We start from the raw sequence: 15,362 nt of genomic DNA on the forward strand, positions 1-15,362 counted from the left end.
GATAGTGCCCCATGGCGTGGTGTAGTTCGGATCGGTGAACCATCTGGTTCGTGATCAACGAGTTGTGTTGTATGTTATGCGGATTCGAGTTTGGGTGTCAACGACTCGGTGTCCGTGTCGGCGGCTGTAGCGCGTTCCTTTCGTGCGATGACGACCCTCAGTTCGTCCATGGAGACGTCGGAGACGTAGCGGCGGGTGACCTGCCACTCGTCGTGCGCCTCGATCACCACCGCCGTCGCCAGGCGTAGGAACGCTGCCGGGTTCGGGAAGATCTCCACGACATCGGCGCGGCGTTTGATCTCCTTGTTCAGTCGTTCGATCGGATTGTTCGACCAGATCTTCTGCCAATGTGCCTTCGGGAACGACCGGAACGCGAGCACGTCCTCCTTCGCATCACGCATCATCGCAGCGACTTTCGGAAACGAGCCAGCGAGAGTGTCGGCGACCTGATCCCATTGCTGCGCAACGGCATCGGGCTCGGTGTGTGCGAAGATCGTCTTGATCGCAGCCATCACCGGCGGCACCTGCTTCGACGACACCGCCGAGCCGACGTTCCGCATGAAATGCACCCGGCACCGCTGCCACGACGCACCCGTGAACTGCTGCGCCACCGCCGCTTTCAACCCCGCATGCGCATCGGAGATCACTAGATGCACCCCCGACAAACCGCGGGCTTTGAGTCCGATGAGGAACTCGCGCCAGAAGTCGAACGACTCACTGTCTCCTACTGCGGTGCCCAATACTTCGCGGGTCCCGTCGATGGACACCCCGGTGGCGACGACGAGAGCATGCGAGACGACGTGCGCACCGATCCGGACCTTGCAGTACGTGGCGTCGAGGAAGATGTAGGGAAAGCTGGTGTGCGTCAACGAACGCTCGCGGAAGCGGGCGATCTCGACGTCGAGGCCCTGGCAGATCCGCGAGACGGTCGACTTCGAGACCCCCGAGTCGACCCCCAATGCGGTCACGAGGTCGTCGACGTTGCGGGTCGAGACGCCATGGACGTAGGCCTCCATGATCACCGCGTACAGGGCCTGATCGATGCGACGGCGGCGTTCGAGCAGGCTGGGGAAGAACGACCCGGTGCGCAGCTTCGGGATCTGGACTTCGATGTCGCCGCTGGTCGTCGCTACTGTCTTCGGCCTGGTGCCGTTGCGGTAGTTCGTTCGCTCGGTGGTCCGTTCGTAGCGGCCGGCACCGAGGACCTCGGTGGCCTCGGCGTCGATCAGGGTCTGTAAGCCGGCGCGGATCAATTCGGCGAACACACTCGCCGGGTCGGCGCCCTTGAGTGCGTCGAGCTGGGTGATCAGGGCAGAATGGTCGTGGGTCATCGCGTGGTCCTTTGGTCGAGTCACTTTGGCGGTAACTCGTTCATCACTACGCGATGGCCCACCCACAACACGGGTACGACACGCCCGAGCAGCGGCTACGCCGCCTCACCGAATGTCCACCACGTCATGGGACTTACCCTCTTCGTGATAGCCGCCAGGTGCCAATCAGAGCGAAAACCCTCGAACGCCACTGCAACTCGAGTGAACGCGTCCATAGAAACCCGCTGCGCCAGAGGACCTCGTTCGTTGACCTTCACCTGCAGATCACGCCAATCCTGCAATGATCGAGCGATTTCTGCTTGGAACGTGTCTATCACTTTGTTCGGATCACGGGTGTTCACCACGTGACGCAGCATACGACGCCAGCGTTCTTATCATCGACTGAACACACCACACCCCACCTGCATTGCGGACTCCCACATCTGATGTGCGATCAGATCATTCATTCGACTGACACCAACCGCCAGGTCCAGTCGATCGTTTAATGACAGTTGCAGTGCGTCGTCTATTGCGCGTCTTCCTTGAACACCTGGCTCGCGAGACGGTTCATGACCTCAAGACGCTGCTGGTACGGCAAACGCGCCCAGGGAAATCACAACAATTGCACGCATCCGAAGACTTCAGCCGGGTACAAGAGGTGCAGATACCGACGTTCGTTCAAGCCCGAGAAGAAGCCTATGAAGAGACGGTGCGAGGCGTGTGGGTGGACGAAACCCATCGACAACTTCGAACACGCGAGCGATGTCTGCCTACGGTGCACCGGATCGAACGTTGACACAACGTGATCACACAGCGTGTCTGCCCGACCCACGAAAAAGGTCCCCGACACGCTGGTGCATGTCAGGGACCTGCTGGTGGAGCCGCCTAAGAGAATCGAACTCTTGACCTTTTCATTACGAGTGAAATGCTCTACCGACTGAGCTAAGGCGGCGTGCCTTTCGGCGTTCGTGAGTCTAACGGAGCATCCCGCTCAAATGAAAATCGGCTGCTTGAATGCCCACTTCAAGCTATCTGGCAGCCTGAATGAACCATTGAAGCGATGGGGCCGGCCTCGATGAACCACCCAAGCGATGGGGTCAGCGCAGCGCCGAACCCAATGACGCCACCATGGCGTACACCGCGAACTTCGGTTTGGCGTTGAGGGCCAGAGACTCGCGGCAGCGCAGAATGGCCTCGATGCTCTTCAGCAGCGCCTCCGGTGAGGCACCTTTGGCCATCCGTTCGATCTGTTCGGCCATGTCGGGGTGATTGAGCACGGCAGTCGACCCGTACGAGCGGGCCAACGCATCGCGATACAGGCCGGCGAGGTCGATCAGTGCCCGGTCGTAGGAGTCGCGCACGTTACGGGTGCGACGCGACTTCTGCCGCGCTTCGAGTTCTTTGATGACCCCTGCAGACCCACGTAGCGCGCCCGCTGCGCCCTTGCCGGTACCGCCCGCGCCCAATGCGGTTCGAAGTTCCTCCATCTCGACGCCGTCGAGCGCAGCGCTGATCTCCGCTGCTTCCGTTTCGGCGGCCTTCACCATCTCCTCAGCTGCGAGATACGCCTGTGTGGGGCGAGCGGCGGCCGATGCGAGCCCAAGCGCACGCGTCCGTCGAGCGCGGGCGTCCTCGTCTTTGGCGAGGCGTCGAGCGCGCCCGACATGACCGCCACTGATCGATGCGGCCCACTCCGCTGTCTTCTGGTCCAGCTTGTCTCGGGTCTGCAGCACCCCGGCGATCGCCGACGCCGTAGGCGTCACCAAGGGGATATGCCTGCAGCGCGACCGCAGTGTCACCGACATGTCCTCCGGATCGGTCGACGGCGCACACAGCAGCATGACGGTCCGCGTCGGTGGTTCCTCGACGACCTTGAGCAGCGCATTGGCGGCGGCCTCGCTGAGACGGTCCGCGTCCTCGATCACGACGATCTGCCACCGGCCGGTGCTCGGACGTCTGGACGCTATCGAGACGATGTCACGCATTTCCTTGACGCTGATGCTCAACCCTTGCGGGATGATACGTCGAACATCGCCGTGGGTTCCTGCCATCGTCGTCGAACAGGCATGGCACTCGCCGCAGCCCGGTGAGCCTTCCGACGTGCATTGGAGGGCGGCGGCGAAACACAGTGCGGCCACCGAACGTCCTGAGCCGGGAGGCCCGGTGAAAAGCCAGGCGTGAGTCATGGCGGACCCGGTATCGCCACTGCGTGCACCGACGGCTGCAGTGGTCAGCTGCAACTCGACGTCCTCTTGGCCGATCAGCCGATCGAATACTCCTGCCATGGGTGGTGATCCTAGTCGTCGACTACGACGCCGTAGACGGTCGCGGTACTGCCGGAAGGACGGGCCACCCGACCTAGATGTCCTCCAGAAGCATTCTCGTCGCCACCCTCAATCTGATGCAGAACGAGCTGAAGTCCTTCTCCATCATCGTCAATTGAAGTGCTCGGCCGTCGATATCGACCAAGGCCACACAGGAGTCACCCTTGAACACGAAGATCTGAACTGTTCGCGCGCCTACGTCGATGGAAGACAAATCGGTGATGCCGGATGTCGTCTCGATCGAATCCAGCGGGAGTCCTGCAGTGATCGTGGCAGTGAACGCAACATTCTCACCCGTCCAGACGCAGCCGTCCGACATCGGCGTGACCGTCTCCGGATCCACACCTACCGCTACCGTCAGCGTGATTTCGTCGAACTCGCATGGGTCGAACTCCGCAGAAGTTACCGCCTCGGTCATCGGTGGCGTCGCCGAACTCGCTTGGCCTTGACCATGCCACGGGTCCTCGACGACAGCTTTACCCTCGACCGGTCGAGCGCACCCCGACAACACGAGCAGGCAGCATGCAGCTACGGCTAGTTTCTTCCTCACAACCACTTGGACGTAGCGGACGCCCCACTGGTTCCAGCGTTACCCAGTCGCGTTCAGTCAACACCCATCCGCTTGAATGGTCCATTCAAGATGACTGATAGCTTGAATGGTCCATTCACGTTGGCAGAGAACATGAATGGACCAATTCAAGCAAAAAAGGGGCGAGCGGCTAACCCTCAGCCGGCGGTGTCTTCTTCGCCACGGTCTTCTTTGCGGCAACCTTCTTCGCCGCAGCCTTCTTCGCAGGCGCCTTCTTGGCTGCAGCCTTCTTTGCCGGTGCTTTCTTGGCCGCAGTCTTCGTTGCGGTCTTGGTGGCGGTGGCCTTCTTGGTCGTCGCCTTCTTGGTGGCCTTCTTCTTCACCGGGCCACGAGCACGCCTGTCCGCCAGCAACTCCGACGCACGATCGTCGGTGATGTCGGCGACGTCGTCGTCCTTGCGCAGGCTGGCGTTGGTTTCCCCGTCGGTCACGTACGGTCCGAATCGGCCGTCCTTGATGACCATCGGCGCTTCGCTGACCGGGTCGATCCCGAGCTCACGGAGCGGCGGCTTCGCTTCACCCTGACGTCCGCGACGCTTCGGTTCGGCGTAGATCTCGAGCGCATCTTCCAACGTGACGGTGAACAGTTGTTCCTCGTCGGTGAGCGAACGAGAGTCGGTGCCCTTCTTCAGATATGGGCCGTAGCGGCCGTTCTGAGCGGTGATCTCCTCTTTCGACTCGGGGTCCACGCCGACCACTCGCGGCAGCGACAGCAACTTGAGCGCGTCGTCGAGCGTGATGGTCGCGAGGTCCATCGACTTGAGTAGTGAGCCGGTGCGCGGCTTCGGGCCGGTGGCCTTCTTCGCGGCCTTCTTGGCGGGCGCCTTTTTCGCAGCGGCCTTCTTGACTGCAGTTTTGGTGCCACCGCCACCGTCTTCACCCTGCGGGATGGGAACGATGTCCGGCTCGGGAGGTGTCGGTTCGGCTGGCGGCTCGGGCAGTATCTCCGTCACATAAGGACCGAAACGGCCTTCTTTCGCGACGATATCGTTGCCGGTGAGCGGGTCGGCACCGAGCTTGCGGCCCTCCTGCGGTGTCGCGAACAATTTTTCCGCGAACTCGAGCGTCAGCTCGTCAGGGGGAAGGTCGTCGGGCAGGTTGGCGCGTTGCGAAATCGGATCCCCGTCGGGATCGTCGTCGTTGCGAACCAGCCGCTCGAGATATGGACCGTAGCGGCCGACGCGTACGTGGACTTCGCGTCCCTCGCTGTCGTCGAACAGCCTGATCGAGTTGATCTCGCGTGCGTCGATGTCCTCGAGGTTGGTGCCGACCATCTTCTTCAGTCCGCCCGAACGCGCGACAGAACCTTCGGCACCGGTGTCGCCGCCGAAGTAGAAGCTGTTGAGCCAATCCCCGCGGCGTTCGCGACCACCGGCGATGGCGTCGAGATCGTCTTCCATCCCGGCGGTGAAGTCGAAGTCCACGAGTCGACCGAAGTGCGTCTCGAGGAGTGCGACGACCGAGAACGCCACCCACGCCGGCACCAACGCGCTGCCACGTTTGTAGACGTACCCGCGGTCGAGAATGGTCTTGATGATCGAGGCGTACGTCGACGGTCGACCGATCCCCAACTCTTCGAGGGTCTTGATGAGCGAGGCCTCGGTGTACCGAGCGGGTGGGTTGGTCGTATGCCCATCCGGATCGAGCGCGGTAGCGGTCACCGCATGCCCGGCCTTCAACGCAGGGAGTCTGGATTCTGCGTCGTCGGACTGGCCGCCGGCCTCGTCGTCGACACTCTCGACATAGGCCTTCAAGAAGCCTGCGAACGTGATGGTGCGACCTGCCGCGGAGAACGTGCAGTCTTCGCCGGTGCCTGCTGTTCCGGTGATGCGCAAAGTAAGTGTCGTCCCGCGAAGGTCTGCCATCTGCGATGCAACCGTGCGCTGCCAGATCAACTCGTACAGACGGAACTCGTCGGTCTGCAGCGCCGAGTGGAGCTGGCCGGGCGTTTGGAATACGTCACCCGCAGGCCTGATGGCCTCGTGTGCCTCCTGCGCGTTCTTGACCTTGCGTGTGTACTGCCTCGGCGACGGATGGACGTATTCGGCGCCGTACAAATCGGTTGCCTGGGCCCGTGCGGCTGCAATCGCGGACTCCGACAGGTTCGTGGAGTCGGTACGCATGTAGGTGATGTAGCCGTTTTCGTACAACCGCTGCGCCACGCGCATCGTTCGTTCCGAGCTGAAACGCAGTTTACGGCCGGCTTCCTGCTGCAGCGTCGACGTCATGAACGGTGGGTACGGTTTGCGGGTGTACGGCTTGTCCTCGGCAGACGCGACGGTCAGGTCGACACCTTGAAGTGCGTCGGCGAGCCTGCGCGCACGTGGTTCGTCGAGAACGGTCACGGCGTCGGTCTTGAGCTTGCCGTCGGCTCCGAAGTCTCGACCCGACGCGACACGATTGCCATCGACGTTGACCAGACGGGCACCAAAGCTGCGCGGTGCCGCGTCGGCTCCGGCGTCGAGTGTCGCCGAGATGTCCCAGTACTCGGCCGTGCGGAACGCCATTCGGTCGCGCTCACGCTGCACGATGATGCGAGTCGCGACGGACTGGACACGGCCCGCCGACAGCTTCGGCATGACCTTCTTCCACAGGACCGGACTGACCTCGTAGCCGTACAGGCGATCGAGGATTCGGCGGGTTTCCTGCGCGTCGACCAGGTCCTGGTCGAGTTCACGGGTGTCGGCGGCCGCTGCCAGGATGGCTGGTTTGGTGATCTCGTTGAACACCATGCGTCGAACTGGAATCTTCGGGTTCAGGGTCTCGAGGAGGTGCCAAGCAATGGCTTCACCCTCGCGGTCAGGGTCAGTGGCCAGGTAAAGTTCGTCGGCATCCTTGAGCAGACTCTTGAGCTCGGCGACCTTGCTTCGCTTCTCCGGCGACACCACGTACAGGGCTTCGAAGTCGTGATCGACATTCACCCCGAGCCTGGCCCACGGTTCACCCTTGTATTTGGCAGGCACGTCGGCCGCTCCACGTGGGAGGTCTCTGATGTGTCCGACGGACGCCTCGACCACGTAGTTCTTACCGAGGTACGGGGCAATCTTCTTCGCCTTGGTCGGGGACTCGACGATGACAAGACGGCGCGGCTCAACAGAGCTGCCGGTGGACCCGTCCCCCGTGCCGTTATTCCGTGTTGCCACCTTGTTGCCGAACCTTTCCTATTGCATTGACTCGAGGCACTCCGTGTGCATTTTTACCGGTCGAATCCGACATTTTCTTTCGGTCCGCCTGGTAACAGAGTGGCATACGCCGTCGAAATACTCCCAGATCGGCTTCTGACCGACCTAGTCGGCGTGCGGCCAGCTGGCACGAGCGTCCATGTTTTCCGGAGGGGGGCCCACGTTCTCGACCAGCCTCATCATGCGCCTACGTCCGGTAATTCTCAGACCCGGCATCGGCCCGCGAGTACCTATCTGGGTCGGCGCGATTCCGGCACGCATCAATGCCTGCGCGAGCGGGGCATGTGTTTCCGGGGCGTGCGGATCGAGGCCGAGGACGTAGCGTTCGCCCTCCGCCTCCGGCTTTCCGGAGGCCAGCACCCAGGCCCGTAATTCACGGGATCCGGGAACCCAGCCGGGTGGCATCGCCTTCACCGCGCCTTTGGTCCACAGCGAGGCCAACGGTGCCAGGTCCGCGACCGATGCCGTACGAACCAGTGGACGATTTTCTTCCGACCGGCTCAACTCCGAGACCAACCCACACTCGGCGATCAGATCTGCGATCGCCTCGGCGCGCCATTCACTGTCGACGACGACAGAGATACGCGCGCCCGCAGCCGACACGACGACCTGTCCGGTCGACGCCAGCAGTCCTCTCAAGTCGGTCACCGACGGGGGCAACGACTCGGCGGAGAAAAAGGACAGCTGGTTCACAGTGTGGACAGTAGGACATAGTCGGTCGAACCGATGCCTCATGTGCGCGTTTCGTCCGACCGGATGACGCGTCTTCCCCGAAAACAACTCATCCCCCTCTTGATGTTCGCACAAAACACGAACGATAAGAGGGGGATGATGATTGTCGACTGGACCCGCATTGCGGGCGATTGTCGATCAGACCGCGTGAACTCCGGTTGCCTGAGGACCCTTGGTGCCCTGGCCGACCTCGAACTCGACGCGCTGGTTCTCCTCGAGGGTACGGAATCCGTTGCCCTGAATCTCGGAGTAATGAACGAAGACGTCAGCGGACCCGTCTTCTGGTGCGATGAATCCAAAGCCCTTTTCGGCGTTGAACCACTTCACAGTTCCCTGTGCCATGCTGTTCCTTCTCTTTCTAACACCGGATGCGGCGGACAGTGCATACAGTCCACCGGGCCGGTTCCGACCGTTGTACTTCCTGATCCCCCTCGCGAGGAACCCCTGCAATACAGAGATCCCTTCAGGAAACGCTCTGAAAAGCACACCGTTCGCAACATTAGTTTCTGCGAACGTGAAAACGAACACAGAAGCTGCGACCAAGGCAAGTGAACCATGTTCCCAGCAATCGCAACAGTCAGACTGAACACTTTCCGAACAATTTGTCCATCATGGTGATCGCAGTGCCGACCTCCGACACCATCGAGTGTCTTCACCAGCATCGATACCGTCCCACTGCAGGTCCCGGACCGACTGACCGATAGCATGAAACCGCAGGTCGTGGGCCTTGTCGATGTATGCAGTCTGTTCGATTTCAAGTACGGAGAACACGTGACCCAACCGGTTCCACAGCAGAGCTACGGTCGCGCACTCCTGGACCGAGTGCTCGCCGGCACCCCCTCCGGGGAGGATCCGTTGACCCACATCGCGGAGTTGCCGGGGAGGGCATCGCAATTCGTCGACTGGCCGTCGTGGCTGAAGCCCGAAGTAAGCCGCACCCTGATCTCCCGAGGAATCACCCGACCGTGGAGTCATCAGGCTCACGCCGCGACGCTCGCCATCGGTGGTCAGCACGTAGTCTTGTCCACCGGTACGGCGTCGGGAAAGTCGCTGGCATACCAGATGCCGATCTTGTCGACGCTTCTCCACGAACCCCGCGCGACGGCACTGTATCTGGCACCGACGAAGGCGCTGGGCGCGGACCAACTCCGCAGTACCATCTCCATCACCGACGAGTTACGCACCGAAGCACCAGAATTGGGTGAGGTCTTCCCGTGCTCGTACGACGGCGACACCCCCATCGAGACCCGACAGTGGGCCCGCGCCAATGCACGCTGGATTTTCACGAATCCGGACATGGTGCACATCGGGATTCTCGGCGCGCACGAACGGTGGGCGAGATTCTTACGGAACTTGAAATTCGTGGTCGTCGACGAATGCCACTACTACCGTGGCGTGTTCGGTTCCAATGTGGCACTGATCCTTCGGCGCCTTCGACGCATCTGCGCGCGTTACGGCGCCACACCCACCTTCATTCTGGCGAGTGCCACGACGGCCGATCCGGGAGCAGCAGCTACCCGCCTCGTCGGCGCTCCCTGCGCACAGGTCACCGAGGACGGATCTCCGCACGGCCCCCGCACAGTGGCACTGTGGGAACCGCCGCTGCTGAAAACAATCACGGGTGAGAACGGGGCGCCGGTTCGCCGGTCGGCAGGCGCCGAAGCGTCGCGCATCATGGCCGACCTCATGATAGAAGGCGCTCGCACACTGACATTCGTCCGATCCAGACGAGGCGCCGAGGTCACTGCCCTCGGCACTCAGCGACTGCTCGCCGACGTCGATCGAGATCTACCCGCTCGGGTTGCCGCATACCGTGCGGGATATCTCGCCGACGATCGACGGAAATTGGAGTCGGATCTTTCCGACGGCACATTACTCGGTGTCGCCACGACCAACGCTCTCGAATTGGGCGTCGACATCGCCGGTCTCGACGCGGTCATCGTCGCAGGATTTCCAGGGACCGTCGCCTCGTTCTGGCAGCAGGCCGGCCGCTCGGGAAGGCGAGGAGAGGGATCTCTCGTCGTCCTCGTCGGCCGCGACGATCCACTGGACACGTACCTGGTTCACCATCCCGCAGCATTGTTGGACAAGCCCATCGAGGCGACGGTCACCGATCCGACCAACCCGTACATTCTCCGCCCGCAAATACTATGCGCTGCAGCCGAATTACCGATAACTGCCGAAGAGGCAGTGGAGCTGCAGGCCGAGTCGGTGCTGACCGCTCTGGCTGCCGACGGGCTGGTTCGCAAACGCCCGCACGGATGGTTCATCACACCCGAGGGCCAGAACCGGACTCCGCATGCCGCCGTGAACATACGCGGCGGCATCGGCGTTCAGGTCGCCATCGTCGACGGCGGTTCGGGTCGCATGCTCGGGACCGTCGATGGTGGCCGTGCCCCTGCCACAGCGCATCCCGGCGCCGTTCACATTCATCAGGGTGAATCGTTCGTCGTCGACGAGCTGGATCTCGAGGACGGAATCGCACTCGTCCACCCCGAGCAGCCCGACTGGAGTACCTCTGCCCGCGAGAGAACCGACATCGTGGTCACGGCCGTGCACTCCCAACAGGATTTCGGCGAGGTGACCACCGCGCTAGTCCAGGTGAACGTCACCCATCAGGTCGTGGGTTACCTTCGCCGACTGCACTCCGGGGAGGTCCTCGACTCCATCGATCTCGACATGCCCGAACAGACACTCGACACCCGCGCGGTGATGTACACGATCACACCGGAGCTACTCGAAGCCAGAGGGATACCGGCGGAACGATTCCCGGGATCACTCCACGCCGCCGAACACGCGGCCATCGGCCTGCTTCCGCTCATCGCAACCTGTGATCGCTGGGACATCGGCGGCGTGTCGACGGCCCTGCACCCGGACACCGGACTGCCCACGATCTTCGTCTACGACGGTTACGACGGCGGCGCAGGATTCGCCGACCGAGGACACAGTGCACTCCGGCAATGGCTGGCCGCGACGAAGGATGCCATCGAATCATGCGAGTGCCAGACCGGCTGTCCGTCGTGCATTCAGTCGCCGAAATGCGGCAACGGTAACGATCCGCTGGACAAGCCTGGCGCCGTCGTGGTGTTGGAAACGGTCCTCGGCGCACTCCGGGCCGGGCCGCGCTGAGGTAGCTCCTACCTCGGGTCCGCAGATAACTGGGCAATTGCGAATAGCTCAGGCGGACACATCCGCAGGAAGAATGATCGAGCCCAGGGGCATCTTTCTCCTGGTTGTACAGCTGACCCGTCGGCTCATGTCCGCCATCCCGGGCGTACCTCCGGCTGATTTTCGAATGGCGCAATCCCAGTGAGAGAGACTGTGGACTGATTGCCGTGATTTAGGTCATATGGTGGTTCGCCTATGGCGAGCGCAACATGTTCCCACCGAGACCGTTCGTCTCGACACAATCCAGGAGGTTCTCAGGTGACACTTTCAAGGCAACGCCGGCGCGGCACGGTAGCCGTCGCCGTCTTAGCCAGCGGCCTATTGCTGGCGGGCTGTGCGAGCGGTGGTGGTAGCAGTTCCGGCCCACAGACCGACCCCGGCGCTGTCGGCGTCATCGGTGACCAGGCCGAAGGCGGCACTCCTGTGGAAGGCGGCACGTTGAGCTTTGCCGGGTATTCACCCGTGGCCAGCCTCGATCCGACCAAGACCCAGCCCACCGGCGCAACCGGCGGCACCGAAATGGCAGCGGTTTACGACCTCCTCGTACGTTACGATTCCGCCTCCGATTCTTACGAGCCTCAGCTCGCGAAGGCGCTTACCTCGAGCGACGATTACAAGACGTGGACCCTCGAGTTGCGGGACGGAGTCACCTTCAGCGACGGCACGCCACTCGACGCCAAGGCCGTAATTGCCAGTACCAATCGCTTCAACGAACGGCGCGGTGGCGGCAGTCAAGCATTCACCGCCGGTGTCAAGTCCATGGAGGCCACCAACGACTCCACGGTGGTCTACACCATGAACCAGCCATGGTCCGAGTTCCCCTCGCTGCTCGTCTACGGCCACGGCATGGTCGTCGCGCCCAGCTCGGATCAGCCCGACGGCTCGTTCAAGCCAATCGGCGCAGGTGCCTTCACGTTGGAGAGCCTGACTCCCGGCGCAGACGTTGTGCTGAAGGCCCGGCCGGACTACTTCAACGGCAAGCCGCACCTGGACACACTGAAGTTCGTCACGATCAGCGACGAGCAGCCCAAGGTCGACGCCCTCAACTCGGGCGGCCTCAACATGGCATACCTGCGCGACGCCGCAGTCGTCGACGAGGCATCGGCCAACCTTCCGGGCTACTACGAGACGAACAGTCTCTCCGCAGTGGTCAGTATCAACCAGCGTGAAGGCCGTCCAGCTGCGGACGTCCGGGTACGTAAGGCGATGCAGTTGGCCGTCGACCCCGAGGCAATCGATCAGCGCGCACGTGGCGGCAAGGGCATGCCCGGTACCGAGATCTTCCAGCCTTGGTCCAAGTGGCACAACGACATTGCACCCGTGGAGATGAGTACGGAAGAGGCCAAGGCTCTCGTCGAGGCTGCGAAGGCAGACGGCTTCAGCGGCAATATGACCTACTTCACCCCCCAGACGCAGGCGGCCCAGGCCACTGCACTGACAATCCAGGCGATGTTGGCACCGATCGGTATCAACGTCAACATCGAGTACGCGGCATCGGTCACCGACATCGTCAAGCGCCTGTACATCGACAAAGACTTCGACATCGCCACCGGCGCGCTCAGCATCCAGGACACCGCGCCGTTCCAGCGCCTGTACGGCGCGTTGAACTCCACGTCGACGAACAACATCGGCGGCGTCAACGACCCGAAGATGGACGAGATCGTCACCAGTGTCCAAACCGCAACCAATGACGAGGCGAAGCTCGAAGCATTGAGCAACCTACAGGTAGAGGTCAACGAGAACGTGCCGTTCCTGGCCCTTGCCTCCGGTGCCAACTTCCTGGCATGGACCGACAACGTGCACGGCGCAGTACCAAGCCTGGACGCAATGGTGCTTCTGGACAAGGCCTGGGTCGAGTAGTAACCGCTCGACCGTGTCACCTGAACAGTGAGGTGGCATGACCTAGAGAACTGCACGCAGAACGCCGCCTGCCCGGTACGTCAACGCCAGTTGTCGCACCGGGCAGTCTGCTGTCTCCACCCTTTCCACCCTTTCCACCGTGTCCGGCGGCGTCGAAGGATTGCACCACGACTCCGCGGCCGGCATCGGCTGGTACTTCTTTGCTCGACGTCAGGGACTGGTCATCTTATCGAATAGTCCTGAGCGACAAGATAACCTGATGCGCGCCCGTCGGTAGGACTCGTCGCGTACACCGGCCGGGGGTACTGGTCGACGGCATGGTGCACGAATGTCCGAGGCGAATTCCACGCTCTTGGGGCGAGCAAGGCATCAGGGACAAAAGGAAGCGAGGGCCTCTCGGTTATCGGGTGCATTGTACGCACACCGGCACCGGAGGCCCTCGCCTTCGTCACGCCTACTCGGGAACTACACCTCGCCGGCGCGCTTACCTATCCCTGAATTTTCCGAACTGCCTGTGCGCGATCAGGACTCGACCCACGCTTTGTCGAACAGCATGATGCCAGTGGCAGTGGGCACGACTTCGTGCACGTCCTTCTGCCACGCCCAAAACGCGGCAAGCCCGCTGATGGGTACCGATGGCACAGTGTCGTTCCAGAGGCTCTGGACTCGGGCGATCACATCGCGCGCAGCATCATCGTCGGGGGCCGCCTGGAGCTCCTTCAACAAGCCGTCCATCTCCGGATTCGCATACCCGGTTGTGTTCCTCATCGATGTGCTGGAGAGGACGGACTGCAGACCCGCGTCTGGAATCGACTCGTACAGACCGATCCCGGCATGAGCCAGATCGAATTCATGTTTGACATAGACGCTGTTCAGTAGATCCCCAGCGTTGTTGGCGTAGACGATGTCCACTGTGAAACCGACGGCTTGCAGCAACGACTGCACCGCCAGGCCGATCGCTTGATCCTTGGGCTCGTTGAGAACGGTGTACTTCAGACGCCCGTCGTAGCCGTCTGCCTTTACCTCGTTCAGCAACTCGGTGGCCTTGGCCGGATCGTAGACAGGGCCGGCAACATCGGTATGCCACTGCGACGTCTGTCCGAACAACTCGGATCCGGGAAGGCCCTGGCCTTCTTCAGCGCGCTGGTCGATGAGGTCGGGGTCAATGGCATGCGAGATCGCCTGTCGTACCCGCACGTCTGTGCCTGGACGACCTTCGCGGTTGTTGATCAGCTCGGCTCCGCCGGCATTGAGGACATCGACGAATCCGGGATAACCGGCATCTTTCGCAGCGTTGATTGCCGATCCCAGGCCGCGAATGTAGGCAACGTCGAGTTGGCCCGCTTCCAGTGACTCGAAGTTCTCTTGTGGGCCGTTCAACGCCACCATGCGTAGACTGGCCAAATTCGGTGTCCCGCCGTAGTAGTCGGGGTTCGCGGTGAACGTGCGTTCCTCGCCGGGGAGAAAACCTGCCTCGGTGAAGGGACCGGCCCCAACCGGAGTGAACTTCTCACCTTGCTGTGCACCTGGGGCGACGATCATGCCGTGGCCCAAGGCCAGCATCGACGGAAACCTGGGCCATGGATTTGTGAGACGGAAGATGACGGTCGAACTATCTTGCGCCTCGGTCGATTTCACCGACTGTTTCCATAGATCTGCACCATTACCGCCGCCGGCGTTGTAGCGCTCGATGCTCGCGACTACCGCTGCGGCATCCAACGGCGTGCCGTCGCTGAAGCGCACTCCCTCACGTAGACGCAGGGTCCATGTCGTGTCGTCTGTGCTTTCCAATGATTCGGCGAGCTGGGGTGAGAACTCCCCGGACTCGATGTCGTATTTCATGAGCACGTCGTATACGGCAGCGAGCGCCTCGCCACCCTGGCCGCCGCGGGCTGTGGCTCGGAGAGGGTCCAGCGTCGGAGTGAGAAGTTGTACACCGTAGGTGAGGGTGCCGCCGGTGACCGGATCGCCACCGTCGGATTGGATGTTCACCAGTCCGGTCTCGTACGTTCCGCTGCCGGAATCGGCGCCATCACCGTTGGCCCCGCCCGAGCACGCTGCGAGTACAACGCCTGCTCCGACCAGCGCGACGGCGATACGACTGGAGCGACCGATCGTCCGCTGTCCATAAAACATGGAAATCATGTGGGTTCCTTGTATGTGCGTGCAGTTCGACGGATGAGAACGTCAGACAACGA

General features: G+C 62.0%; 10 protein-coding genes and 1 tRNA gene. 2 read left to right on the forward strand and 9 right to left on the reverse strand.

Translation table 11 applies throughout. The annotated features are described in order from the left end of the window. Positions 1-74 precede the first annotated feature (74 nt). The 8 genes from BJI47_RS12100 to BJI47_RS12140 form a co-directional block, all read right to left on the reverse strand. The gene (locus tag BJI47_RS12100; RefSeq protein WP_088943966.1) at positions 75-1,331 is read right to left on the reverse strand and encodes an IS256 family transposase; all 1,257 of its coding nucleotides are present in this window, start codon (positions 1,329-1,331) and stop codon (positions 75-77) included. A 95-nt stretch (positions 1,332-1,426) separates the two neighbouring features. After that, on the reverse strand, positions 1,427-1,675 hold the full coding sequence (locus BJI47_RS23920) for a hypothetical protein (RefSeq protein WP_139804864.1): 249 nt from the start codon (positions 1,673-1,675) through the stop codon (positions 1,427-1,429). A 511-nt stretch (positions 1,676-2,186) separates the two neighbouring features. Next, positions 2,187-2,262: transfer RNA gene (locus tag BJI47_RS12115), tRNA-Thr, on the reverse strand. A gap of 145 nt (positions 2,263-2,407) precedes the next feature. Further along, complete coding sequence (locus BJI47_RS12120; protein ID WP_088943972.1) at positions 2,408-3,595, reverse strand: DNA polymerase III subunit delta'; 1,188 nt, start codon at positions 3,593-3,595, stop codon at positions 2,408-2,410. Positions 3,596-3,668: 73 nt separating this feature from the next. Further along, on the reverse strand, positions 3,669-4,184 hold the full coding sequence (locus BJI47_RS12125; RefSeq protein ID WP_125458725.1) for a DUF3558 domain-containing protein: 516 nt from the start codon (positions 4,182-4,184) through the stop codon (positions 3,669-3,671). Positions 4,185-4,353: 169 nt separating this feature from the next. Further along, positions 4,354-7,365: a type I DNA topoisomerase gene (gene topA / locus BJI47_RS12130; RefSeq protein ID WP_088943974.1), complete on the reverse strand. Its 3,012-nt coding sequence runs from the start codon at positions 7,363-7,365 to the stop codon at positions 4,354-4,356. Positions 7,366-7,509: 144 nt separating this feature from the next. Further along, positions 7,510-8,097 carry a hypothetical protein gene (locus tag BJI47_RS12135; protein WP_088943975.1) on the reverse strand — a complete coding sequence of 196 codons (588 nt, stop codon included), beginning with the start codon at positions 8,095-8,097 and terminating at the stop codon, positions 7,510-7,512. 177 nt (positions 8,098-8,274) lie between these two features. Beyond that, positions 8,275-8,478: a cold-shock protein gene (locus tag BJI47_RS12140; RefSeq protein ID WP_084345600.1), complete on the reverse strand. Its 204-nt coding sequence runs from the start codon at positions 8,476-8,478 to the stop codon at positions 8,275-8,277. A gap of 429 nt (positions 8,479-8,907) precedes the next feature. Here BJI47_RS12140 and BJI47_RS12145 point away from each other — a divergent pair, with 429 nt between their 5' ends. Continuing rightward, positions 8,908-11,265: a DEAD/DEAH box helicase gene (locus BJI47_RS12145; protein ID WP_254900559.1), complete on the forward strand. Its 2,358-nt coding sequence runs from the start codon at positions 8,908-8,910 to the stop codon at positions 11,263-11,265. A 297-nt stretch (positions 11,266-11,562) separates the two neighbouring features. Further along, entirely contained in the window at positions 11,563-13,164 is a 1,602-nt protein-coding gene (locus BJI47_RS12150) for an ABC transporter substrate-binding protein (protein WP_254900560.1), read from the forward strand. A 522-nt stretch (positions 13,165-13,686) separates the two neighbouring features. Here BJI47_RS12150 and BJI47_RS12155 read toward each other — a convergent pair. Then, positions 13,687-15,309, reverse strand: coding sequence for an ABC transporter substrate-binding protein (locus tag BJI47_RS12155; protein WP_254900561.1), 1,623 nt, complete (start codon positions 15,307-15,309; stop codon positions 13,687-13,689). Positions 15,310-15,362: the final 53 nt, after the last annotated feature.

This window comes from Rhodococcus sp. 1168 (genome assembly GCF_002091955.1).
GTDB lineage: Bacteria > Actinomycetota > Actinomycetes > Mycobacteriales > Mycobacteriaceae > Rhodococcoides.

Bases quoted from the DNA above. Each gene is read 5' to 3' on its own strand.
- BJI47_RS12100 (WP_088943966.1), bottom strand. From the start codon at position 1,331: ATGACCCACGACCATTCTGCCCTGATCACCCAGCTCGACGCACTCAAG.
- BJI47_RS12140 (WP_084345600.1), bottom strand. From the start codon at position 8,478: ATGGCACAGGGAACTGTGAAGTGGTTCAACGCCGAAAAGGGCTTTGGA.
- BJI47_RS12120 (WP_088943972.1), bottom strand. From the start codon at position 3,595: ATGGCAGGAGTATTCGATCGGCTGATCGGCCAAGAGGACGTCGAGTTG.
- BJI47_RS12155 (WP_254900561.1), bottom strand. From the start codon at position 15,309: ATGATTTCCATGTTTTATGGACAGCGGACGATCGGTCGCTCCAGTCGT.